The organism is Enterococcus phoeniculicola ATCC BAA-412, assembly GCF_000407505.1.
Lineage (GTDB): Bacteria > Bacillota > Bacilli > Lactobacillales > Enterococcaceae > Enterococcus_K > Enterococcus_K phoeniculicola.
The window spans coordinates 72,229-94,496 of record NZ_ASWE01000003.1 but is presented as its reverse complement, the minus strand read 5'-3'; the positions used below and the strand labels follow the sequence as shown (position 1 = coordinate 94,496).

General features: G+C 36.0%; 22 protein-coding genes. 8 read left to right on the top strand and 14 right to left on the bottom strand.

Annotation, left to right across the window (positions count from 1 at the left end):
• Positions 1-68: 68 nt before the first annotated feature.
• The 4 genes from I589_RS11180 to I589_RS11165 all read right to left on the bottom strand — a co-directional run bounded on the left by I589_RS11180 (position 69) and on the right by I589_RS11165 (position 5,831).
• Positions 69-1,619 carry a hydantoinase/oxoprolinase N-terminal domain-containing protein gene (locus tag I589_RS11180; RefSeq protein WP_010767871.1) on the bottom strand — a complete coding sequence of 517 codons (1,551 nt, stop codon included), beginning with the start codon at positions 1,617-1,619 and terminating at the stop codon, positions 69-71.
• Entirely contained in the window at positions 1,612-2,712 is a 1,101-nt protein-coding gene (locus tag I589_RS11175; protein ID WP_010767870.1) for an S-methyl thiohydantoin desulfurase family protein, read from the bottom strand. The genes I589_RS11180 and I589_RS11175 overlap by 8 nt, the downstream gene beginning before the upstream one ends.
• A gap of 2 nt (positions 2,713-2,714) precedes the next feature.
• Positions 2,715-3,992 carry a cytosine permease gene (locus tag I589_RS11170; RefSeq protein WP_010767869.1) on the bottom strand — a complete coding sequence of 426 codons (1,278 nt, stop codon included), beginning with the start codon at positions 3,990-3,992 and terminating at the stop codon, positions 2,715-2,717.
• Between the two features lie 276 nt (positions 3,993-4,268).
• On the bottom strand, positions 4,269-5,831 hold the full coding sequence (locus I589_RS11165) for a PucR family transcriptional regulator (RefSeq protein WP_010767868.1): 1,563 nt from the start codon (positions 5,829-5,831) through the stop codon (positions 4,269-4,271).
• Between the two features lie 322 nt (positions 5,832-6,153).
• Between I589_RS11165 and I589_RS11160 the strand changes: the two genes are divergently transcribed.
• The gene (locus tag I589_RS11160; RefSeq protein WP_034685265.1) at positions 6,154-6,855 is read left to right on the top strand and encodes a DUF554 domain-containing protein; all 702 of its coding nucleotides are present in this window, start codon (positions 6,154-6,156) and stop codon (positions 6,853-6,855) included.
• A 193-nt stretch (positions 6,856-7,048) separates the two neighbouring features.
• The gene (locus tag I589_RS11155; protein WP_010767866.1) at positions 7,049-7,624 is read left to right on the top strand and encodes a helix-turn-helix transcriptional regulator; all 576 of its coding nucleotides are present in this window, start codon (positions 7,049-7,051) and stop codon (positions 7,622-7,624) included.
• 157 nt (positions 7,625-7,781) lie between these two features.
• Here I589_RS11155 and I589_RS11150 read toward each other — a convergent pair whose 3' ends face one another.
• The gene (locus tag I589_RS11150) at positions 7,782-8,366 is read right to left on the bottom strand and encodes a helix-turn-helix domain-containing protein (protein ID WP_010767865.1); all 585 of its coding nucleotides are present in this window, start codon (positions 8,364-8,366) and stop codon (positions 7,782-7,784) included.
• 376 nt (positions 8,367-8,742) lie between these two features.
• Positions 8,743-9,675, bottom strand: a complete 933-nt coding sequence (locus I589_RS11145; RefSeq protein WP_010767864.1) for a nitronate monooxygenase — start codon at positions 9,673-9,675, stop codon at positions 8,743-8,745.
• A 298-nt stretch (positions 9,676-9,973) separates the two neighbouring features.
• Between I589_RS11145 and I589_RS11140 the strand changes: the two genes are divergently transcribed.
• Both I589_RS11140 and I589_RS11135 read left to right on the top strand, forming a co-directional pair.
• Positions 9,974-10,654, top strand: coding sequence for a response regulator transcription factor (locus I589_RS11140; RefSeq protein ID WP_010767863.1), 681 nt, complete (start codon positions 9,974-9,976; stop codon positions 10,652-10,654).
• Positions 10,655-11,566 carry a sensor histidine kinase gene (locus tag I589_RS11135; protein WP_010767862.1) on the top strand — a complete coding sequence of 304 codons (912 nt, stop codon included), beginning with the start codon at positions 10,655-10,657 and terminating at the stop codon, positions 11,564-11,566.
• Between the two features lie 95 nt (positions 11,567-11,661).
• Here the strand turns inward: I589_RS11135 and I589_RS11130 are convergent, their stop codons facing one another.
• From I589_RS11130 to I589_RS11120, 3 genes are all read right to left on the bottom strand, one after another.
• Positions 11,662-12,417 (bottom strand): ABC-2 family transporter permease, encoded by a 756-nt coding sequence (locus I589_RS11130; protein WP_010767861.1) that lies wholly within the window; start codon positions 12,415-12,417, stop codon positions 11,662-11,664.
• Between the two features lies 1 nt (position 12,418).
• Complete coding sequence (locus I589_RS11125; RefSeq protein WP_010767860.1) at positions 12,419-13,345, bottom strand: ABC transporter ATP-binding protein; 927 nt, start codon at positions 13,343-13,345, stop codon at positions 12,419-12,421.
• Between the two features lie 333 nt (positions 13,346-13,678).
• Positions 13,679-14,053, bottom strand: coding sequence for a hypothetical protein (locus I589_RS11120; RefSeq protein ID WP_010767859.1), 375 nt, complete (start codon positions 14,051-14,053; stop codon positions 13,679-13,681).
• A gap of 161 nt (positions 14,054-14,214) precedes the next feature.
• On the opposite strand from I589_RS11120, the gene I589_RS11115 reads away from it, so the two are divergent.
• Both I589_RS11115 and I589_RS11110 read left to right on the top strand, forming a co-directional pair.
• On the top strand, positions 14,215-14,661 hold the full coding sequence (locus tag I589_RS11115) for a MarR family winged helix-turn-helix transcriptional regulator (protein ID WP_010767858.1): 447 nt from the start codon (positions 14,215-14,217) through the stop codon (positions 14,659-14,661).
• 369 nt (positions 14,662-15,030) lie between these two features.
• A complete protein-coding gene (locus I589_RS11110) occupies positions 15,031-16,230 on the top strand; it encodes an MFS transporter (RefSeq protein WP_010767857.1) in 1,200 nt (399 codons plus the stop codon).
• Positions 16,231-16,281: 51 nt separating this feature from the next.
• Here I589_RS11110 and I589_RS11105 read toward each other — a convergent pair whose 3' ends face one another.
• The 5 genes from I589_RS11105 to I589_RS11085 all read right to left on the bottom strand — a co-directional run bounded on the left by I589_RS11105 (position 16,282) and on the right by I589_RS11085 (position 19,052).
• Positions 16,282-16,473 (bottom strand): hypothetical protein, encoded by a 192-nt coding sequence (locus I589_RS11105; protein WP_010767856.1) that lies wholly within the window; start codon positions 16,471-16,473, stop codon positions 16,282-16,284.
• A 20-nt stretch (positions 16,474-16,493) separates the two neighbouring features.
• Positions 16,494-17,183 (bottom strand): ABC transporter permease, encoded by a 690-nt coding sequence (locus I589_RS11100; RefSeq protein ID WP_010767855.1) that lies wholly within the window; start codon positions 17,181-17,183, stop codon positions 16,494-16,496.
• A 47-nt stretch (positions 17,184-17,230) separates the two neighbouring features.
• Entirely contained in the window at positions 17,231-17,956 is a 726-nt protein-coding gene (locus tag I589_RS11095; protein WP_010767854.1) for an ABC transporter ATP-binding protein, read from the bottom strand.
• A gap of 11 nt (positions 17,957-17,967) precedes the next feature.
• Positions 17,968-18,540, bottom strand: coding sequence for a TetR/AcrR family transcriptional regulator (locus I589_RS11090; protein ID WP_010767853.1), 573 nt, complete (start codon positions 18,538-18,540; stop codon positions 17,968-17,970).
• Positions 18,541-18,872: 332 nt separating this feature from the next.
• Positions 18,873-19,052, bottom strand: coding sequence for a hypothetical protein (locus I589_RS11085; protein ID WP_010767852.1), 180 nt, complete (start codon positions 19,050-19,052; stop codon positions 18,873-18,875).
• Positions 19,053-19,863: 811 nt separating this feature from the next.
• On the opposite strand from I589_RS11085, the gene I589_RS11080 reads away from it, so the two are divergent.
• Both I589_RS11080 and I589_RS11075 read left to right on the top strand, forming a co-directional pair.
• Entirely contained in the window at positions 19,864-21,819 is a 1,956-nt protein-coding gene (locus tag I589_RS11080) for a BglG family transcription antiterminator (protein ID WP_010767850.1), read from the top strand.
• Positions 21,809-22,264 (top strand): PTS sugar transporter subunit IIA, encoded by a 456-nt coding sequence (locus tag I589_RS11075; RefSeq protein WP_010767849.1) that lies wholly within the window; start codon positions 21,809-21,811, stop codon positions 22,262-22,264. The genes I589_RS11080 and I589_RS11075 overlap by 11 nt, the downstream gene beginning before the upstream one ends.
• Positions 22,265-22,268 lie beyond the last annotated feature (4 nt).

Genomic DNA, 22,268 nt, shown 5'->3' with positions numbered 1-22,268 from the left:
TGAATACTAGAATGCGATAATGCAGGGGATATTTGTCTTCATTTACTCGATTTTTTCATTGTTACGGATTATTTCATTTTTCCAACAACCTTCACTCGAAGTCGTGTGGCATTTTCTGGATGATAAGCAAGTGGCGTTTCTTCTACCTCTACTAATTCAATCGTTTCTTCAATGGCTCCTGCAAGCTGCGCTTGTTGGGCGGCTTTTATTTTCGCATCTGTAAGACTCTCCTCACGAGAAAGTTTTGAGTAAATATAAATTTGCTCATACTGTCCACTGATTTGGGCAATAGAAGCCCCGATTGCATTAGCTACACCGCCATGTTCATCAACATGCGCATTTGCAACTCCCTTCAAGTTTTCAGGAATAATAATAGCTCCACCGCCAACGAGAACGAGTTCAACATCGCCGGAACTAATTTTCATTTTATCAATAGCTTCTTCAATCATTTCTTTGATTTTTTGGTAAGCTTTTTCAGCTAATTCAAGAGGAACTTGTGCCACTAACTTCTTGTCGCCAACTTCTGCTTTTCCTAAACGCACTGCAATATCGGTTGCTGTCAGCTGATTGCCCCCGAAGACAAGTGCTTCTGTTGTGATCTTATAGCCCACACTATCTGGTCCAACGGTCACACCATCCTCAGTCTCTCTGACAATGCTCCCGCCACCTAGTCCAATTGAAACGATATCTGGCATGCGGAAATTGGTTCGTATTCCTCCCACTTCTACAGCCAATGAAGATTCACGTGGAAATCCATTTGCCAGCACTCCTAAATCAGACGTTGTACCACCAACATCCAAAACAATGGCATCCTTCAGTTTCGCAAGGTAAGAAGCTCCTCGAATACTGTTTGTTGGACCACAGGCAATCGTTAAGATAGGAAATTGTCGTGCATATTGAATTGACATTAATGTACCATCATTTTGGCAAAGATAGGCTTGGGCATTCTTGATTCCCTCATTTTCCAATGCACGCTCAAAGCCATTACTGGTCATCGCCATCACTTTATCTAAGGCTGCATTCAAAATAGTTGCATTTTCTCGTTCGATTAGCCCGACAGAGCCCACAGTTGAAGAGCAGGAAACAGGAACTCCTTCACCTAAAATTTCATTTGCCCACTGTGCTACTTGAAATTCCTGGTCATTTTTTAAGGAAGAAAAAACACCTACAATGGCAAGGGATTCAATTTTCCCTTTCCATTTCTGTAATACGTCTTTTACTTCTGTTTCATCTAGTTCAGTTAATGGCTGCCCATCGTACTCATAGCCACCTTTGACCAAGTCATAGGTTTCGCCTAATGTTTCAATCATATCCTCAGGCCATGCAGTGTATGGTTTCACTGAGGCAGTAGCCGGATAGCCTAAACGAATCACGCCCACTTTTGAAAGCTTCTTTCGCTCAACAATAGCATTGGTACATTGCGTGGTTCCTAGCATCGCATGACTAATTTTTTCAGGATTAATTGATGATTCAACCATCACTTTATGCAATGCTTGTTCTATTCCGGTTTGAATATCCGCACTTGTAGGAATTTTCACGCCATGAACCAGACGTAATTGTTCATCAATGATCACCGCATCTGTATTTGTTCCACCAACATCAATTCCAATTCTATACATCTGCTCGTCCTCCTGCCGCTAGTTCTTCTACAGGCACATAGTCCAGCGCATACCCAAAATACTTAGGTCCGACAGTTGCTATTCCTTCATCTGTCCGCCACTTTTTATCACAGGGTAAAGCTAAGACACGTACTCGTTTGCCATACTTTAAAGCTTCTGTTGTTACTGGCATTAGTGTTTCTAAGTCAACCATGCAAATAAGGTCAGGAGTCATCGCCACCGCTTTCCCATCTTTTTCAGCAATTAGGTTTTCATTTTGGAAAAAGACATTCATTTCAGTGTCTACATCTTTGTTCAGCCCCTCGATAGTGGCTTCCCCAAAGTTAAATCCGCCTTCAACACGTCGGATAACATCTACAATTTTACCTTCAAATAATTCAATACCATCAATCAATGTCAATAGATTGTCTAATTTTACGGTTTCCTCTACATCATTTGAACGGATAATCTCTCCAATTTTTTCAGAGAATGTCATAATATTGTGCACGCCGTGATCTTTCAACTGTTTTCCCGTAGAGGGATAGATGCTAATCAAAGAGCTTGCACCCATTTCAACCGTTTGCACGCGAGCTAAACGTTCTGTCCATTTATTGCTGATAGTTTCTGAAATTCCAATATTGCCTTTTTCATCTGTTATCGCCATTGGAGTTGCCGACACACCACCCAAATTGAAGGTTGTCATCTGTAATTCAGGAAACGCACGACCCATTCCATCACAATCCACTAATGGAATCCCTAACTTAGCTGCAACAACGATAGGAATCATTGAATTGACTCCACCCGCTTCCATTGGATAGGTTCCTGTCACCTTATCAATTCCTAAATAGCGACTTAATTTGTCAAACACACGGACAAACTCATCTCCTTTAGGAAATTTTTCTACCAAGACAGAGGGTGCACCCATCATCGCAGATGGAATAAAGAAGTCTGCATCCTGTATCTCTTCTACTGAAACCAGCTGAACAGGTCCCGTCTCCTTTATCGCGGATAAAGCCATCATTTTCCCGATGTAGGGATCTCCTCCTCCTCCAGTTCCTAAAAAGGCTGCCCCAATTGCTATGTTTTCAATTGCTTCTGCATCTAAATAACGCATGCTTATTCCCCCAACTCTGATTTCATTTGCTGCTTTTCTTGTTTAACAAATAATCGATTTCCTATTAAATAACTAATAAAAGATAAAACAATTCCGATTAACGGCTGATTCGGTAATTGCGGTAAGCTTGGAAAGAAACTCAAGATTACAGGAATTCCTGCAATGATTGCACCGATTAACCAAGAAATAATTCCCAACCAGTTCATTCCCTCTACCGGTGACCAACGAGCAGCGTCACCTTTTTGAACAATCCAATAAGAAGCAATCATCACACCCGCTACTGCAGGAACCATTGCCGATAATACAGACATAATTGGAACAAAATAGTTTAGTATTCCTACCACTGCCAGAATCGTTCCAATTCCACCGGAAATTCCTACAGCTAATTTTTCTTTTTCTTTTGGAATATCAAACACATGAATGAGTGCCAGTCCACCGGAAAACGCATTAACTGCATTGGTTGTCCATGTCGCTAATATTAATGCCACCACACCTAAGATTGGTGAGCCAATACTCATAAAGACTTGGGCAATGTCGGCAGTTCCTGCTGTAATGGTCAATATTGCTCCAACAGCAATCATCAACACACCTGAAGGTAAAATACCTAATGTTGCAGCTTTTATCACATCTTTTCTTGAGGCAGAATACTGAGAATAATCTCCCGCAATGACTGCACCTAACGCAAAGGAACCAATTGTAATTGCTAAGCCAGACATCACATCAACACTTCCAGAGCCTTGATACGAAAAAATTGACGTCGTTTGACTGTCCCCTATGGAAACAACCACGCCATAAATACACGTTGCAATCAAAATAGGTACGGCTACATAATTTAAAATATTTAAAAATTTAATTCCGTACAATGCTGAAACCAGCATAATAATTCCCCAAAGAAGAGAAGACAATTGAACAGGAAAATCAATGTTATAGGTAGCTAAAAATGTTGTAAAGGCCTGCCCACATACATTTGCTTGAATACCAAACCAGCCCAAACACGCAATCATTAAAATAATAGAAATTACTTTTTGAGAGCCTACTTTTCCAAATACCTGAGAAGCCATACTCACTGTCGGCTTATGTAAATCAGCCCCTTGCATCCCTTGCAAGATCATTAATAATACAATCACTCCATACCCTATAAAACCAACAAGTAACGTTTGCATAAAGGACATTCCTGACACTAATGTGCCACCTATCATTAAACTAGGAACACAAATCATTGCTCCAGCCCAAACAAACGCTAAACTTTGCCACGATTGAGTGTTTTCTTGCTTTTCCATATCCATTCCTCCTTCTTGTTAATTTACGATTATACGGTAAAGAAACAGAAGAGTCTTTTTCATTATGAAAAATATATTGTAAATTATTTTGAAAATCGACAAAAATACACATCATTTTTTAATCTAACAGTAGAATATGCTAAAAAAAAGAGTGGGACATTCTTGGGACCTATTTCCCAAAAATATCCCATAAATTCTTAATAACAGATGAGAACGAAAGCAACTCCTCTCCTTCCTTCTTGTTATAAGTGGTGAAAACAAACCTGCTTCCTGTTCTTATTGATTTACCAAGCGATAAATCATGCAGGCAAGTGAGCATTCATAGCTTTCAGAAAACCGAGTCACATCATACCCCACGAGCTCACTAATTTTCTTGATTCGATATTTCACCGTATTTTTGTGGACAAAGAGTAGCTCACTACATCGTTGAAAATCAGCTTGCGCATCCAATAGAAAAAGACTCAGCGTTGTCAAATATTCCTGATTTTTGATAATTGGCTCTAAAATGAGCAACATTTCTTCCACCTGTGAATCTCCAGATTGAATAATTTGAACACTTTTTTGTACCTGTCGAATTTCACTCAATGAAAAATGAATGCGATTTGGGAAAATAGCTGGTAAATGTGCAGCCACCTCATTAATCAGCTGATAGGTGTGTCGCACATCTGCTGTATGACGCATACGAGGACAAACAACCATGCTATCTATCTCGTCACGAAACTGACTTGTTTGGACAAATTGTTTTCCTAAATCCAATTCTGAATCACTGTGTCTATGATTTCCTACTAGCACAACAAGCTCTTTTCCAATGAGTTGAACAAGAGCGGTTTGATAATGCTTTGAAACATGCGCAATTAGCTCCTCTCTTATCTCTTTTGCATGAGCCAACGTATTCATCTGTACTAGCCACATCATCCCGATTCCTTTTACATCAATAGACAGCTGACTAGCTAAACGAAACATCTTTTCACTTTCGTCGTTTAGGATAGCTTGAACAAGGGCAAACTCACTCATTTCGCCATGTTTTTTTCCCCATAGATTTAGTGCCACTCGAACAACCTCTACCGCTTGCTCACATTCCTCCTGTGTCAGTAATTCATGCTCTTTTACCAAATATAAGCTTAAACGACCATTGTCTTTATGAAGGATTTCCTTATAAAAAACAGAAAATTCTCCCTTATGTACCTTATGGCCATCTACTAATTTTAGAGACTTTAGGAATGGCTCAAGCTTCATTGTTGAATTTCTGGGCCATTTAATCTGATTGATTACTTCTTCATTCTTATTCGTCAACAAAATATTCGTTCGCAAAAAATCAGCGAGTATTTTCAAGGTCATATCAACACTTTGAATATGTACTGGTAGAGCAGACGCCTTTTCCAGTACTTCATTCACAATATTATCTGTTGGCTTTTGCTTTAATAATTCAGCCATAATTTCAACAATTGCTTCATTATAACGGAGTGAAAAATTATTTTTTGGCATTTGAATAATAACAAAATCCAATTCTTTTGCTGTATTGATCACTTTTTCAGATAACTCTGGCAAAACAATCCCCACGTAGTAAAGAAGCATCCCTACCTCCCCTAAACTATGTAGATGACGAATCGTTTCACATTGTTTATCGACGTCTTCTTTCACACTAAACAGGGAAGTAATAACAAGCTCGCCGCCAAAATACTCATAGGGGATATGTATATTTTTCTCAAAGTACGCCATATCTGATACTTCTAAAAAAGATAATGACGTCACTCGACTGTCCAATCGATTCTGTCCCGTGATGACTTGTGCTTCTTTTAATGAAGGTAATGCTAATAATTCACTTAATTTAACACTCATATACTCCCTCCTTGTTATCACATCAAAATCTATTTATTTTTTAACCATATCAAAAACGTACTCACTTGTCTATCATAAATCAATGGATAAAAAAACAAATTCATTTCTAAACAACGGTTAATTCTACACCTTATTTTTTTAATAGATAATCTAACAATTAAAAACTATTCTCTTTATTATCAATACTTATAAATAATTCCATAAAGAAACAGTTTTTTCATTTTTCATACATTCATATTTCAAAACAAACAAGTTTGTGCTACTATCCTACTTAAGAACTTTTTCATCTATTTCTCATAAAAAAATAAAGGAGGCGGACAGTATCATTTTATTTGGATCAATAGCAGATAGTTTAGCAATTATTTTAGGGAGTTTTGCAGGAATTATTTTACGAAACATCAATGAACAAACCAAAGATACGGTTACAAAAGGTATTGGCTTAGGCATTATCATCTTGGCTGTTCAAATGGGTATTCAAGCCACCTCTTTTATCTTAATCATTATTAGTATCTGTCTTGGGGGGCTAATTGGTGAATGGCTTAAAATCGAGGATTCCATGGCTCGGTTCGGGATGTTTTTAGAAAATCGATTTGCTCGAGGAAATACCAATTTTTCTGAGGGCTTTGTTACGGCAACACTTATTTTTGTAATTGGTTCAATGGGTATTATCGGCGCAATAGAAAGCGGCGTTTCGGGAAATCATCAAACCTTATTAACAAAAGCGGTAATGGATGGCTTTATGGCAAGCATGTTAACAGCCTCTTTAGGCGTTGGGGTTCTTTTTTCAGCCGTTCCTGTGCTCATTTATCAAGGAGCCATCACTTTGTTTGCTCGCTTTATCATTCAATACGTTCCAGAAGATTTACTCGCTATCATCATGAGCCAAATCAGTGTTATTGGTGGCTTGATGATTTTAGGTATCGGTTTAAATATTCTGAACCTAACAAAAATTCGAATTTCTAATTTTTTACCTGGAATTTTGGTGCTCATTACTCTGTTGACAATACAGTATTATTATTTTTAAACAGATTGTAAAAAGAAATTTTTAATATATCTACAGGTAAGCACCCTAGTGAATACCTAGTTGTTTTACCTAGTCATTCACTGTGCAAACAACCGGAAATTATACATTTGATGTACTGCAAACAAATCTTGCTTGTTTCTTCTCCTCTGCCTTGCTACACTTTTTTTAACTTATAAAGGGAGATGACGTTTACGTGTTCGGAGACCATTTAAAAAAACGCAGACAGCAATTAGGACTCACTCAACAAGAACTTGCAGACAAACTTTTTGTTTCAAGACAAACTATTTCAAACTGGGAGAATGGAAAAAATTATCCTGATATTCCCACACTTATTTCTGTTAGCGACCATTTATCCTTATCACTGGATTCTCTATTAAAAGAAGATAAGGAGTATATAGAAAAAGTAGGTAGTGACTATCAACTTATTAACAAAGAGAAGAAACTCTCTCAATTATTAATCTACTTGACCCTTCTCTTCTTTTTCCTCATTCTTTTGTCGATTCTGGTCTTGACCATCAACAAGCATTTTGAACCTTATTTATCTATTATACTGCTTAGCTTATGCATTCCATTTGTTATCTTAAGCTATTTCGTTCTTCGAGAATTTTATCCAAAAAAGACGACAAATAATTCCCCTTTATTCATTCCTAAGATCTATGGCTTTGGACTAACGGTTAATCCTCATCATCCGTTAGGAAAATTTATTTGGGGATTCGTACTTCTCACTATTATTTTCGCACTTTTTCAAACTATCTTTTCTCTAAAATAAATAGATAGGTAATTACCTTCTGATTCTCCATATTTTACCCGCATAAAAACCCATATCCTCTTCCATGATGAAAAGAGGATGTGGGTTATTTCGTTTGTCCTATACCTAATGAGTTGATTAGCTGATGAGTTGATTATGTAAGCTAATAACTCAATACTCACAATTTCATAAAAATATTAGTGATAAATCCGATAATCAATGCAATAGCACTGCATGTTAGTGTAAAAGCCAGCACAATTAGTACTTTCTCTACTAAATACTTTCTATTACTACGTTTCTTTTGTAACTCTTCTAAATTTGAATTTCCTTCCGAAAAAGCGATAATTTCTTTATACGTTTTTATATTATGTTTCTTTTTCGCTTTTTCTACTTTCATCGCAAAATACGTACCAATTGCCCATAAAATACCAAAAGGAATATACCCTTTTGCCCCAAAAATAGTAATACTTGGAACCCCTACTATCAATCCCAATCCCATAAATAACAACATTCCTTTAACATCTTTATCCATTTTTTCGTTTGCAATAGCATTCTTCATAATTATCATGTCTCCTTTAACTAATTCATCTAGGGAGATAGCAAAAAGAATACTTAAAGCGACTAAATTATGAATATCAGGATAACTTTTATCATTTTCCCACTTAGAAATAGTTTGCCGAGTAACATATATTTTTTCAGCTAACACTTCTTGTGACAGGAGATTTAGTTCCCGATATTTTTTTAGTTGTTTGCTAAAGTTCATTTTGTTTCCTCCTAGTGAATTCAGAATAAAGTAAAGCGAGATAATTGTCTGTCTATTATGGTATACAACAGCTGTTTATCTAGCGTATATGTCCGTTTACATTCCTAAAAAGGGGCCAGTTTTATTGAAACAATAGCATGCAGTATTTACAATATTCAAATTACTATAACTCATGCTCTAAATTTCCCACGTTTTACCTACGTAAAAGAATCTGTTTCTGGAGATAGAGGTCGAGACAGCTGTGTTCAGCTCCAAGAACCAAATAGGTACTGTGTGTAGAATTTGTTGAGAAATAAACGCTGTGGAGGCCTTCAACTCAAGCATGTCTCATGCGTAGAATCGGTTTTTTCTTTGAATTAAGGTCATAGCTTTCATGTTAAAAATTCAAAGTTAAATGCGCAACCGTCTGTCTAGCCTCAGATAAAACTGTTTCTATGATTTCTTTTGCGGGTTTTATATCATGAACGACTCCTGACACTTGACCAGCCATCACTGAACCATTTTCTATATCACCTTTCGATGCTTTGCGCGCGGATCCTAGGGTTAGTTCTTCTAGTTTTTCTCTTGAAACGCCTTCTTTTTCCCATTGTGCATACTGTTGAATCATTTTATTTTTTAAGCTTCGGACAGGGGCACCCGTATACCGTCCTGTGACAACCGTATCTAATTCTCCTGCTTCTGCAATAAATTTCTTTACATTTAGCGGAATCGGGCACTCTTCAGCAAGCATAAAGGCGGTGCCCATTTGAATCCCTTGAGCCCCCAAAGCATATGCCGCTGCAACTCCTTTTCCAGTCGCAATCCCTCCTGCTGCAATCACCGGAATAGTAACTGCTTCCACCACTTGTGGCAACAATACCATGGTTGACAGCTCGCCAATATGTCCACCTGCTTCTGAGCCTTCTGCCACTACCGCTGATGCGCCAATAGCTTCCATTTTCTTTGCAATATGTGCATTGGGAACTACAGGAATCACTTTTATCCCTGCCTGTTTAAATGTGGGCATATACTTTTTAGGAGTTCCTGCTCCTGTAGTGATGATTTTCACCTTTTCATCAAGAATGACCTCAATTAGCTCGTCAAGATTAGGTGCCATCAACATAAGATTTACTGCAAAAGGCTTTGAGGTATGCTTTTTACATTGAATAATTTCTTCTCTCAACTCATCTTTTGCCATTCCACCCGAAGCAATAATTCCTAGTCCCCCTGCATTGGACACTGCAGCAGCAAGAGGATATCTTGAAACCTGTGCCATTGCTCCCTGAAAAATTGGGTACCGAATTCCTAAACATTCTGAAATTGTTTGCATACAAATTCCTCCTGAACTTACCTAGTTAATTTCCGATAATTTTACCTACCTCAAAATTACTTCTACGTAACCATTACTTGTTAAGTATACCACGACAAAAAGGACTCCAGCTGATTCCCCCTTCTCTAGTCTATGCAAATCCTACCTCATAGATTTTTCTATATTCTCACTATTTTTTTCATAACTGAGCAAAAAAAACACTTCAGTTACCCACTTCTTATTTTCAACTTAAAAAAGACTGTATTTTTACCCTTTTTTGATGATATGATAACAAAAAAGGGAAAAAGGAGTAGACATAGTGAAACGTATTCTAATTGTTGAAGATGACATACATATTTGCCAGCTTTTGAGGGAATTTTTCCAAAATAGCGTACAGCTAACGATTGTACATACAGGAACTGAAGGCGCTTTGTTAGGGGGAAGCGGTTCTTATGATTTGATTTTACTAGACTTGATGTTGCCAGGAAAAGAGGGTGAGCAGGTTCTAAAAGAAATTCGTCAGCAGGTTCAAACGCCTGTTATTGTCATGACTGCCATTGGGGATAAAGAAAAGACAGTTACACTTTTGAAGGCCGGTGCAAATGACTACATTCCCAAGCCCTTTAATTTTGATGAACTGGAGGCTCGTATTGAAGTCCAATTCCGGAATCAACCAGCTATTCTAGAAGAAAAAAAGTTAACTTATAAAAATCTCACGTTAAATGAAGAGTTCCACCAGATTACTATTTTTGACCAACCTATTGAAGCTTCCAGAAAAGAATATCAGCTAATGGATTTATTATTAGCTAACCCTAAAAAAATATTTTCAAAAGAAAATCTCTATGAACGAGTTTGGGAAGAATCTTATTTGGGTGGCGAAAATACCTTAAATGTTCATTTAAGTAATTTGCGTAAAAAGTTGAAGAGTGCCGATCCTGAAAATGAATACATTGAGACAATTTGGGGTATGGGTATTCGTTTAGCAAAGGAGCAAAACTAAATGATTCTTTTTCTTACGATACTTGTGTTGGTACTTGCGGGGCTTCTTGTATTTCTTGTCTACACGCTCCTTGATATCAATCAACAATTAAGTTATATAGTAAAAAATGACACGAATGCAGAGCTTGTCTCTACTTCAAAAATTTTCTTTATTCGCCAATTATTGAATTTAAATAATCAATTAATACAAAAAAACAAAAAAATTCATCAGAAACATTGGAATAATGAAAAACAGTTTAATCACTCACTAAGCAACCTTTCTCATGATTTAAAAACACCATTGACGGTCTCTTCAGGATACGTTCAATTGTTATTAAAAAAACAAAATGATCCTAATACCTATGAACTATTAAAGAAAACAGAAACGGGTCTCTCAACTATTGAAAACTATTTAAGTTATTTAATGGAATATACGCTCATTCATGAAAAAAAGCTGCAGATGGAATTTGAATTAGTTAATGTGACTCAGTTACTTCAGGAAGAAGCATTTGTCTATTACGAGAATTTTTTAGCACAAGCTATTGAGTTATCCTTTGATTTAGAAGACAATCTTTTACTCATCTCTGATCTAACAATATTAAAGCGAATTATTCAAAATTTGTTAGGAAATATTTTAAAACATGGACAAACACGCGCTCATTTTACAGGAAAAAAAGAAGCAAACTGCATTCTTCTGACTGTAAAAAATGACTCTGCTCAACCAATTGATGAGAATGAAAATCTTTTAAATCGTTTTGTTACAAATGATCGTTCTCGTCAAAATAAGAGTACCGGATTAGGCTTAAATATCATAAAAGAACTCATCAAGCTGTTAGATGGCGATATTGAGCTAGTAACCGAGCGTTCAAGCTTTCAAATCAATCTATCCATCCCTATTCGTTCAGATACGCTAAGCTATGTATCGGCTGATTGAGAGAGGGGACCTTTTGAATTCGTCGATGAAGAACTCGCAGATAAATATCGCTAAAAAAATAAGGACAATCCGCTATCGGCTGATTGTCCTTATTTTTATAATTCCTTCTTACGAATCACTAGCGCACTGCCCATCAGAGCAAGAATCGTCACTACTGCACTGACAATGACATAAGGGATGATTTCTTCAAATGTTAACTGTCCCGTAGCAAGAATTTGAACGAAGCCCAAAAAATCGAAATATTTTAATTGCTCCCAGCTTGTTAACGAATAGGCAATTTGAATAATAAGAGGATAAAATACAATAAACACTGATCCTACAATTAAACTTCCCATACTAATTAATAACATCGTTGCCAAGCTGAAAACCACACTAATTAACAAACCAAAAGCAATTGCTAAAAATAGTACCTCCATTATTAATGAAAGAAAATCACTTTGCGTATTTCCAAATTTTACATAGGCTGTTACAATAACTGTCAAAAAATAGATAAGAATAAACAATGTTAAGTAAATGACTTCACTAAGATACTTTGCAAAAACAAACTGAAACCGGCTTAATCCTGCTGTTAATGAATTTTTATAGTTTTTTTGTGAAAACTCATAACCAATAATCATGACAAACAACCCAATAAATATATAGACAAGTATGCTGCTAGAAAAAATTGCTGCATTCACCGCACTTTTTAAGTCAGCCCCGGCAGGACTCATCAAATCCTGATTAATGCCGACGCCACCTGAAGTCTCTGTTATAACTTGTATAATTGCATAAGCCATGACTGCTAAGCCAGTAGCAAAAAATCCTTTTGTATGTAATAAACGGTAAATATCTGCTTTCATTAATCGAATCATTCTATTTTCCCCCTGCTTTTTTCACTAATTCTGTGAAATAATCTTCTAAGCTATTCTCTTGTTTTTGAATTTGGTTCACTAAAATATCATTTTGTACCAATAGTTTATTAATCTCTTTAATTTCCATACGATCATCTAAAATCCGGATAATATTTTCATTCGTCACTTCAAAATTAGTAAACTGGTTTTCCGCTAGAATCATTGCTGCTTTCTTTGTATCTTCCACATCAACAATAATTGATTTTGTTACTAAGTTATCAAATTCTTCTTTTGAAATTTCCTGAATCATTTCGCCTTCATTAATGAACCCAAAACGATTAGATACCTGATATAGTTCGGTTAAAATGTGGCTAGATATGATGATGGTCGTATTTCTCTCCTGATTGATTCGTTCTAAAATCCCTCTAAATTCAATAATTGCAATTGGATCTAACCCGTTAATTGGTTCGTCAAGAATCAGAAAATCTGGATTATTAACTAGTGCCATAGCAATTCCTAACCGCTGTTTCATCCCTAGTGAGAAATTTTTAAATTTTTTCTTCCCTGTATCCGCTAAATTTACAAACCCAAGCACTTCATCAATAACAGAAAAATCATGAATCCCTTTTTGAATACATATAATTTTCATATTTTGATACGCTGTTAATTTGCTATATGCCGCCGGACTTTCAATAACTGCTCCTGAACGTTGCAAGCTCTTTTGATATTGCTTTGAACCTTTCCTATTATTCAATAACACAATCTCTCCACCAGAAGACTCTTTTGATAAATCAGTGATTAATTTCATAATGGTTGTTTTCCCTGAACCATTTCGTCCAATCAATCCATAAATATCTCCTTTTTTCACAGTTAATGAGACATCCTTTAAAGCGAATTGATTACCAAATTTTTTCGTTACATTATTTAGTGTTAATATATTTTCAGTCATTTTTGTGTTCCCCCTCTTTCGATAGTCTTACTTTATCAACCATTTCTTAACTCGGTTATTAACTAATTCTTAATTCTTTCTTAATTCAAAAACTAAGCTTTTTACTTCTTCTTGTATGTCTGTTCTTTCTTTGTAATCAACCAATCATTCCTCTGCTTTCAAGATAGTCCGTTAATATTCATTGTAAAGCCTATGTATAGAAGAAATTTACTCGTTAAATGAGTTATTTCGCTCCTTTAATAAGAAACGGAAGCAGAAGAAAAAGCTTAGAACGGGCAGCCCTTCCTCTGTTTCGGAGCAGTCTGCTTGTCTCTAAGCTTTCTTTTTTATCGTTTATCCTTCTCGTATAAATCGTCTGTCATGTACCTTTATTAAGCTATAGATGTAATACGGAGCTGAAATAAGGAAGAAAAAATAATAAATGAAAAATGGAATAAACAAGAAAAATAAAATACTTAACACTTTAAACGTCTTTGTTCTCGTTGCATAAAATCTTGTTATTAATAGAAACCCGCTAACAAGAGATAATGTAAGATATCCTCCTCCAAAGGCAAAAGTGAATGCATTCAAAATAAGGTTGTTAAACGGACCTGTAAAGTCGTTTGTTCCTATCATCACTACGAATGGGAGAATTCCAAACAGTACGAGTCCTGGAATTAATGCAATAGATGTATAAAAAATATATTCTTTTCTTTCCCTATATGACATATTCATTTCTCCTTTTATCCGTACCTGCTTACTAATTATTCATAATAGCAAATCGCCTGTTATTTAACAAGAAAGAGTTGAAGAAAATTGCTTACTTGACATTGCTTTTTGTTGCAAAAGAAACAATCTATTTCTATACTTATCTTAAATGAGGTGTAAAAATGAAAGATAAACGATTCATACTAATGAGTGAACTAATGGACTTAAGTAATGAAATTATTTGGCGTAACAAACCAGAATTAGAAGCTGCTCTTAAAGGCTATACGTTAAATGAAATTGAAGTGATTGAACATATCGCATTAATTCCTCAAGCAAATGTTACTAAATTAGCAGCGGCAAGCTTTATGACGCGCGGAGCAATCAGTAAACTGACCAAAAAGTTATTAGAAAAATCTATTATTGAACGCTATCAAACGCCTGAAAATAAAAAAGAAATCTATTTTCGCCTAACGAAAGAGGGAGAAAAAATTCGGAAAATCCACACAGATTTACATCAACGATTTCTTGAACGAGATCAAGAGGTTTTTACGCCCATGACAGAAGAGGAATACGATACGATTTTTCGTTTTATCGGCAGATATAGACATCATTTACAAAAAACAAAATAGTTCTGCTCTCTAAATCTTCTCTTTTTTTCCACCTCCCTACTTAGAAAATAGTGGGATGGAGGTGCTCAGCTTTGGAATTTAGAACACCAGGGATGTAATTTGAAGCCCACAGCTCTTGCATTTCTCACGTATAGAGATTTTGACAGCGAAACGCAGGGGAAACCTTCCATTCTCCGTCTCGCTTTTAGAGATTATTGAGAGCCGCAGTGAAGATGATCTTTTCCCCTATCTTCATTACTATTCTAGAGAATCTGTAGATAACTAGTACGGTTGTTTTTCAGGCTCTCTTTTTTGTTGACAAGGAAACAAAAAAACCTTATACTCATTTTGTTTCCCAGGAAACTAAAAAAAGATGTAAGGAGTTTTTTTATGAATCATTCAATCAATAAGCATGCACAAGTATTCGGATTTATTTCCGTATTTTTAACTGGCTTAGGATTAACAATCGTTGCACCTGTCCTCCCTTTTCTTGTCGCTTCCTATACAAAAAATGAAACAACCCAAGCATTCATAGTCACTGCTTTGACTTCACTTTATGCATTTGCCATTTTCTTAGCTTCCCCCATACTTGGTTCGCTGAGCGATCGATTTGGCCGTCGTCCCATTTTACTTCTTAGTCTGGTGGGCTCAGCAATCGGCTACAGTATTTTAGGAATAGGTGGTTCCATAGGGGTTCTGTTTTTAGGTCGAATAATTGAAGGACTAACAGGTGGTGAAATCTCTGCTCTTTTTGCTTTTTTTTCTGATATTACTTCTGAAGCTGAACGAACAAAATACTTTGGCTGGCTCAGCGCACTCGTAGGTGTCGGAACCGCACTTGGTCCTATCATTGGTGGTACTTTGGCTGAATTTAATATTCGGCTGCCTATGTACACAGGTGCTTTCATTACATTACTAAATACGCTATATGGTTACTTTTTCATGCCTGAAAGCTTAGACATCTCACTTCGAGCTAAGTCACTTTCTTTGAAACGACTCAATCCTTTTATTCAGTTAAAAGAAATTTTTTCTATTCGATCTGTGAGTTATTTATTGTTGACAGGCTTTCTATTGTGGCTGCCAAATGGCTCTCTTCAAGCAATTTTCTCACAGTTTTCAATTGATACATTTCACTGGCAGCCATTACTTATCGGTCTTACATTCTCCATTATTGGCGCTCTTGATATCTTTTCGCAGCTAATTATTATGCCACGTTTGCTTCTTGTTTTCACTGATAGTCAAATCGCTCAATTGGGTATCGGTAGTGAGATAGTAGGATATCTCTTTATTGCTAGTTCCAGCTTCACTGAGCTTCCTGCGCTTTTTATTCTTGGAATGATTTTCTTTGGTGTAGGTGACGCTATCTTTGGTCCTTCATTTAATGGAAAGCTTTCAAAATCGGTCGCCCCTCATGAGCAAGGTCACGTACAAGGAGGAGCACAAAGTATTCAAGCACTTGCACGTGTAATCGGCCCATTAATAGGTGGTCAGCTTTACGTTAGCATCAATCATAGCATGCCTGCATTCATGGGTATCTTATTTCTGATTGCTGCCTTTATTGTCCTACGAAAAAACAGTAATCATATGTAAAGCTTCAATTAAGAGAAAATCACTTCTGTCTGCAGCAAGTAAATCTTTTTTCTATAATAATAATCGAGCACCGTTGACTATAATTGACACGAGTCCTAGAAGAACTGGTAGCGACCACCAGCTTTTCTCCTTTTTCTTGAAATAAATTCCGACACCAATGATAACTAGTGCAAAAATAATACTTAAGATAATACCGATTAGAGTCAACTCTGGACTTAATTCAGGGATCATTTGTTTATTCATTTTTTCTTTCCTCCTATGGTTTAAAGTACAATATCTTCTGACAACATGATTTTTAATGCCCAGCCTGCGCAACCGGCACCTAAAATTCCCAAAACAATCGACACAGGGATTAATGTGATTAGCCCTGAACCATCCTGCCCGCCTGAGCTTACTGTCAATGCAACAATCAGGATAGAACTTACAACAGTAGCAATGGTGGATTTGTTTAACATTCCCACATACATTGGAAGCAGCCCAAGAAAAATAGAAGTAATCGTCGTTAGAGTAATTCCTGCAACATCTGCGATAGACAAGCTATATTCTACGACGGGAAATAGCTGGTGGATAAAGAAAAACAAACCATTTTGAAAAATCTGAGACACAGTCATTGAAAGGAACACAAAGCCAGTGATTACTGCAAGCTTGCTAATGATTACTTTTTTTCTATCCACCGGGTATGAAAATAATAATAAAATTGTCTTACTTCGATACTCTTCTATAATCAGCCCCGCAATAAGTACGGCTTCCCAAACAAGAAAAGTTGATTTTACTAATGAATCAATCACTGTTGTAGTTGCTATAGTTGGCATTTCTTCTCCTGCTAGCTGAGTTAGTCCCGTCATCATAAAAACAAGTAAGGCAATGACTACATTTGCCCATAATGCGTACCGCACGTATTTCTTTATATTCATTTTTTCCATCTCAATATGTATTAATTTTTTCATTCCCATAACCGTTTGCCCCTTTTCTTTGACCTCTTTATTTTGTAAGCCTCTTATTATGCTGCTTTACTTTTATGTAAAATCTTGATGAAATGTGCTTCTAAATCAAACGCTTCTTCTAGAAAGACCTCTTTATCCAACTCTTCTAAAAGCGCTCCTTCACTAATAATCCCCACTGTATCAGCTAATTTTTCAATTTCGTTAATGATGTGACTACTTATAATCATAGTGACATTCATTTTTTTATTAATATGAAGTAAAAGATTTCGGATGTCAGCAATTCCTTCTGGATCAATCCCATTAATCGGCTCATCTAAAATAAGTAACTCAGGTTGACAAAGTAATGCTCTTCCAATTGCAAGCCGTTGCTTCATTCCTAAAGAAAGCTCTTTAATCAGAGAATCCTCTATATCTTTTAATCCAACTAAATCTAAAATTTCTGGAATGGAAGCTTTATATTCCTCGCCTAAATATTCACAATGAATACTCAAATTCTGATTCACTGTCAAATTCGGATAAAAGACGGGTGTTTCAATCAAACTGCCTACTTTTGTCAGGTAACTCATATCTCCCGACTGTATCTTACTGCCTAGAACAGTCATTTCACCGGTCGTTGGCTTAATTAGCTGTAACATCATTTTCATCAAGGTGGTTTTCCCTGCACCATTTGCTCCAAGTAACCCATAAATGGTTCCTTTTTCAATAGTCAAATTAATATTACTTAAAACTGTTTTCCCTTTGAACTCTTTACTAATATTCTCTGCTTTTATCACGTTTTCCATTGATACACCTCTTATTCAAATATTTTTTCTATTAATGTATCTAAAACAAAATCAAACACATCTAGATACTCCCACGGAAGCTGTTGACTAGCACCTATCGGTCGAAAAATTAATGCTAAGGAAGCAAGCCCTTTTTGTTCCTCTACCCGATACACCAATCCTGATTCGCGGATGATATCCTGAATATCATAATTTCCGTGCTCTTCTAATTCTTTTAATTTATCTGGAGACAAACGATTAATAAACATAACAAAATCTGGTGATTGTGTTTCTGTTATAAACGGCACTTTACTGTATTCTCTAAAAACAAGCTTCAACGTATTGGCTAAGTCATACTTTGTTGGTTTTTCTCCTAAAGAATTTTTCGTAATAGCAATCAGCCGCTCTTGTACGCGAATCATCACCTGACAAAACAAATCTTCTTTTGAGTCAAAAAATAAATAAAATGATCCTTTTGAAATTCCCGCCTTCTGACATAACTCATCCACACTTGTTTTCTTATAGCCGAAGGTTGACCAGCTCTCTTCACAATTTGTCAACAATCGCTCTCTAATATTCTTTTTTTCCACCTCTGAAAAAGCCATTTTCGGATTCCCCTTTGATCATTTTTATTTTTGACTTAAAATACTCTTTCGGTCAAATTTATAATAACAAGCTTTCGTTTCCGAGTCAACACTAATTAAAAAAAGGATTCATTTCCTTGAAATAAGTTTTTAAAATAAAAAATAAGCATAGGAAGACCCACCACTCAGTTGGCTTTCTTATGCTCTACTGTAAGGTTCTCATAGTTTATCTTTTTTTGAGTCAGATACTGTAGACTGAGCGAAGGAACATCATTCGTTACTTCGGGTATTCCCCTCTATCCTTTTTCCATCATTAAAACAAGTCATAGTACCCATCTGCTTCTAACTCAAACTCATTTTCGCCCATCTCTTTTCCATCCCTCTTCCTTCAATTGCTTGAACTGCTCTTCTGTAATTTCTCCTGCCTGTACTAAAAACGTATAGAATTGTCTTAAGCTTGTCGCAGCTTTTCTTAATCCATCAACACTCGTCCAAACCATTTTCTTGCTTGCCCAATAACCGAGGTAATCCACTAAGTCAGCCTCACTAGATACTGAAGTGATAATTCGATAATAAAGCAAGAGAGTGAGACATAACTATTTAAGCTATATCTCACTCTCGTAAAATCTTAATAAACGGCGGGAACAGAAGTAACTCCTTCGAAAATAAGCTGAAATTCCCAAAGATTTGAGGAGCAATCTTCGTGAATTCCTTCTTATTTCTTGGAGCTGAACACTTCTGTCCCGACCTCATCCAACATATCTTTTAACCGTTTTTTCACTCAAATTTTCAGAAAGTAACTATTGCTTGAATGCCTCTAACAGGTATTCATTATTTTTTCTCACCTCATCTGCTACTTGCTCATATCCCTTAAAGAACTCCTCTTTTTTTGTATTTTCCCCATTGATCGTAGCTCTCCCACGTCTTTTTGCCTGCAGAAATTTTGTTTTCCTTCTCCTTCATCTGTTACCCTCCATCAAAATAATTTGTGCATGCTCCCTCTATTCATACTTAAATTATATAGATAGAGTCCTTCCTTTTTCACGCAGAACTAAAAATAGGTTCAATAAACAACTGTCTGCCATTCTATTCTCTGCCTTATAGGTGATTTTATAAAGAACCGCATGATTCTTCTCTAATCACAGCGCGATTGTCCTCTTCCTAATCGTTCATATTCTATGCCACCCTTAAAACAATGATAGAGCCACGTAAATAAGAACCCATCGAAATGAATTTTGTAGTACCCTCATAATTACCACATTAATGTGGTAGCTAGATGTTATTTACTAACAAATAGGTTTTCAATAAGATATAAATAGGGAAGCGCTTTCCGGAGGTGGGTACATGATTTTAAGTAAAAGAGAAAAGCAATTACTAAGGTTATTGCTCGAACAGCAGGATTATCAGCCAGCATCTTTTTTTCAAAAACAGCTATACGTCTCTCAAAAAACGATTTATACCGATTTGACGAATGTAGAAGAGAAGATAAAAGATACTGGCGTAGCCATCATTAGACTCCCTAGAAAAGGGATTCGATTAGAAGGAGATGAACTAGAAAAACAAAAGGTCTATCGATTATTGGTAAAGAATCAAAACTCACTCGATGAATTTTCTCCAGACTATCGAAGGATGTTCATTTTTTCTAACTACTTGTTTTCAAAAAAACCAATGCATTATCAAGAATTCGCTGACTACTTTTTTGTTAGCTACCAGTCAATCAAAAAAGATGTTGATGAAATCTTAGACTTCTGTCAATTAAAACAGGTAACAGGAAAAATAACACACCTTGGTTTACAGTTAACTGCCAGAGAATCTAGTCAGCAGAGTTTATTCAAATCATTTTTGGACCATTCGATAGAAACTGGAACAAATCAAAGAGCATCTATCGCTTCATTATTTGATGCTCGAGTCGTTGAATTAACAGAAGACTTTATCTCGGAAATGTCCAATGCAATAGGTCGGCAAATTAACCATTATTTTATTGATTCACTAACAATGTCATTGGAAATTTTTTTATCTCGTCTGCTTATCGATAAGCATATTGAAAAACAAGAAAACTTGGTATTTGACGAGTTAAAACGGATGAAATTATATATGGTCGCTGTTTCATTTTCTGAGATCATCTATAAAAAATTAGCTGTTTCTCTTCAGGAGTCAGATATTCAATACATTTGTTCTCTCTTGTTAGCTCATGGTATCGAGCCATATATACAGTCAACAGAAAAAAAAGAAACCAATGTAACACTCTATACGAAACAGCTGATTAAAAAGATGTCAAAATTATTAAAAGTTGATTTAACACAAGACGACCTATTGTTACAAGCCTTACTCTCTCACATTGTTCCAATGATTCATCGATTAAAAAGTGACATGCTGATTAAAAATCCTTTGATTAAAAGTATAAAAAAACAGTATTCAACGATGTTTACACTGACCAAATATGCAATTGGAGAGTTAGAGAAAAAATTTCAGCTTTCTCTGACTGAAGATGAAGTCTCGTTTTTGACCATTCATTTTCAGCTCGCTTTTGAAAAAGTGAATGTTACGAACCACATATTAATCGTATGCAGTTCAGGTATAGCTACTTCAGAATTAATTTTTAATCGTATAAAACAAACAATCTCAGCAAATACTGTATTAGAAATCATTCAATCAAATAAACTAACAAGCACCTCTCTTGATATGGTTGATTTAATTATCTCAACTATTCCGCTTGAAGAGGTAGAGCCACCCATTTTATACGTGTCTGCATTACCTACTACTGAAGAAATTGCAACCATTTCAGCAAAAATTTCAAATCTGAATGAGAACGAAAAAAAATTCCATTCCAAAAAATATCAATCATCTGCTTTGCTGGAAAAATATTTAGATCCTGCTTTTCTTTTTATAAAGAAAGACTTTTTGACAAAAGAAGCTATATTAAATTTTCTAGCAGATGATTATTTAAACAAAGGATTGGTAACAAACGAATTTAAACAATCTCTATTTGATCGAGAAGAGTTAGGTAGTACAGGATTAAAAACAGGGGTCGCCATTCCCCATGCAGACCCACAAACCGTAAAAGAAACAAAACTTTCTTTCGTTACTCTACACTCGCCCATTTCCTGGGGTGACACTAAGATTCAATTAATCGTATTGCTGGCGATTGCTGAAGAAAATATGACTGAAGCCAAAGAGCTGATTGCATCAATTTATGACTTATTTAATTCAAAAGAAGAAATTCAATGGGTTGTGAATAGTCAAACCCCAGAAGAATTGTATCACAGACTTTTAAGAGGAGGACACGGGCATGTTTTTTGACCATCAGATTGCATTAGTAAAAAAGACCCCAAAAACAACAGAGGAGGCCTTTGAACTACTATCCAATGAGCTACTTAAAAATCATTGTGTTACGGATGATTTTTATAAAAATATTGTACAACGAGAAAAAACTTTCCCAACAGGGTTAAAAATTAATGACATCGGTGTCGCTATTCCGCACACAGACAGCCAGTATGTAACCAACTCGCAAATTGCGTTTATGTCACTTGAAAACCCTCTTTCTTTTATTGAAATGGGGACAAATGATAAAGAGATAAAGGTATCACTTTTATTTATGCTTGCCTTAAAAGAACCTCACGAGCAACTGGAAATGTTACAAAGTCTCATTGAGATGTTTCAAATGCCCGGCGTTTTAGAGTCGTTACTGACGGTAAATACAGTGGAGGAATACTTAGCAATTATAAAAAACTATGGATTACGTTAAGGAG

What these genes read in the sequence shown, in the direction of transcription:
- I589_RS11180 (WP_010767871.1), bottom strand. Translation starts at nt 1,619, where the DNA reads ATGTATAGAATTGGAATTGATGTTGGTGGAACAAATACAGATGCGGTG.
- I589_RS11175 (WP_010767870.1), bottom strand. Translation starts at nt 2,712, where the DNA reads ATGCGTTATTTAGATGCAGAAGCAATTGAAAACATAGCAATTGGGGCA.
- I589_RS11170 (WP_010767869.1), bottom strand. Translation starts at nt 3,992, where the DNA reads ATGGAAAAGCAAGAAAACACTCAATCGTGGCAAAGTTTAGCGTTTGTT.
- I589_RS11165 (WP_010767868.1), bottom strand. Translation starts at nt 5,831, where the DNA reads ATGAGTGTTAAATTAAGTGAATTATTAGCATTACCTTCATTAAAAGAA.
- I589_RS11150 (WP_010767865.1), bottom strand. Translation starts at nt 8,366, where the DNA reads ATGAACTTTAGCAAACAACTAAAAAAATATCGGGAACTAAATCTCCTG.
- I589_RS11145 (WP_010767864.1), bottom strand. Translation starts at nt 9,675, where the DNA reads ATGCAAACAATTTCAGAATGTTTAGGAATTCGGTACCCAATTTTTCAG.
- I589_RS11135 (WP_010767862.1), top strand. Translation starts at nt 10,655, where the DNA reads ATGATTCTTTTTCTTACGATACTTGTGTTGGTACTTGCGGGGCTTCTT.
- I589_RS11130 (WP_010767861.1), bottom strand. Translation starts at nt 12,417, where the DNA reads ATGATTCGATTAATGAAAGCAGATATTTACCGTTTATTACATACAAAA.
- I589_RS11125 (WP_010767860.1), bottom strand. Translation starts at nt 13,345, where the DNA reads ATGACTGAAAATATATTAACACTAAATAATGTAACGAAAAAATTTGGT.
- I589_RS11120 (WP_010767859.1), bottom strand. Translation starts at nt 14,053, where the DNA reads ATGTCATATAGGGAAAGAAAAGAATATATTTTTTATACATCTATTGCA.
- I589_RS11115 (WP_010767858.1), top strand. Translation starts at nt 14,215, where the DNA reads ATGAAAGATAAACGATTCATACTAATGAGTGAACTAATGGACTTAAGT.
- I589_RS11110 (WP_010767857.1), top strand. Translation starts at nt 15,031, where the DNA reads ATGAATCATTCAATCAATAAGCATGCACAAGTATTCGGATTTATTTCC.
- I589_RS11105 (WP_010767856.1), bottom strand. Translation starts at nt 16,473, where the DNA reads ATGAATAAACAAATGATCCCTGAATTAAGTCCAGAGTTGACTCTAATC.
- I589_RS11100 (WP_010767855.1), bottom strand. Translation starts at nt 17,183, where the DNA reads ATGGGAATGAAAAAATTAATACATATTGAGATGGAAAAAATGAATATA.
- I589_RS11095 (WP_010767854.1), bottom strand. Translation starts at nt 17,956, where the DNA reads ATGGAAAACGTGATAAAAGCAGAGAATATTAGTAAAGAGTTCAAAGGG.
- I589_RS11090 (WP_010767853.1), bottom strand. Translation starts at nt 18,540, where the DNA reads ATGGCTTTTTCAGAGGTGGAAAAAAAGAATATTAGAGAGCGATTGTTG.
- I589_RS11080 (WP_010767850.1), top strand. Translation starts at nt 19,864, where the DNA reads ATGATTTTAAGTAAAAGAGAAAAGCAATTACTAAGGTTATTGCTCGAA.
- I589_RS11075 (WP_010767849.1), top strand. Translation starts at nt 21,809, where the DNA reads ATGTTTTTTGACCATCAGATTGCATTAGTAAAAAAGACCCCAAAAACA.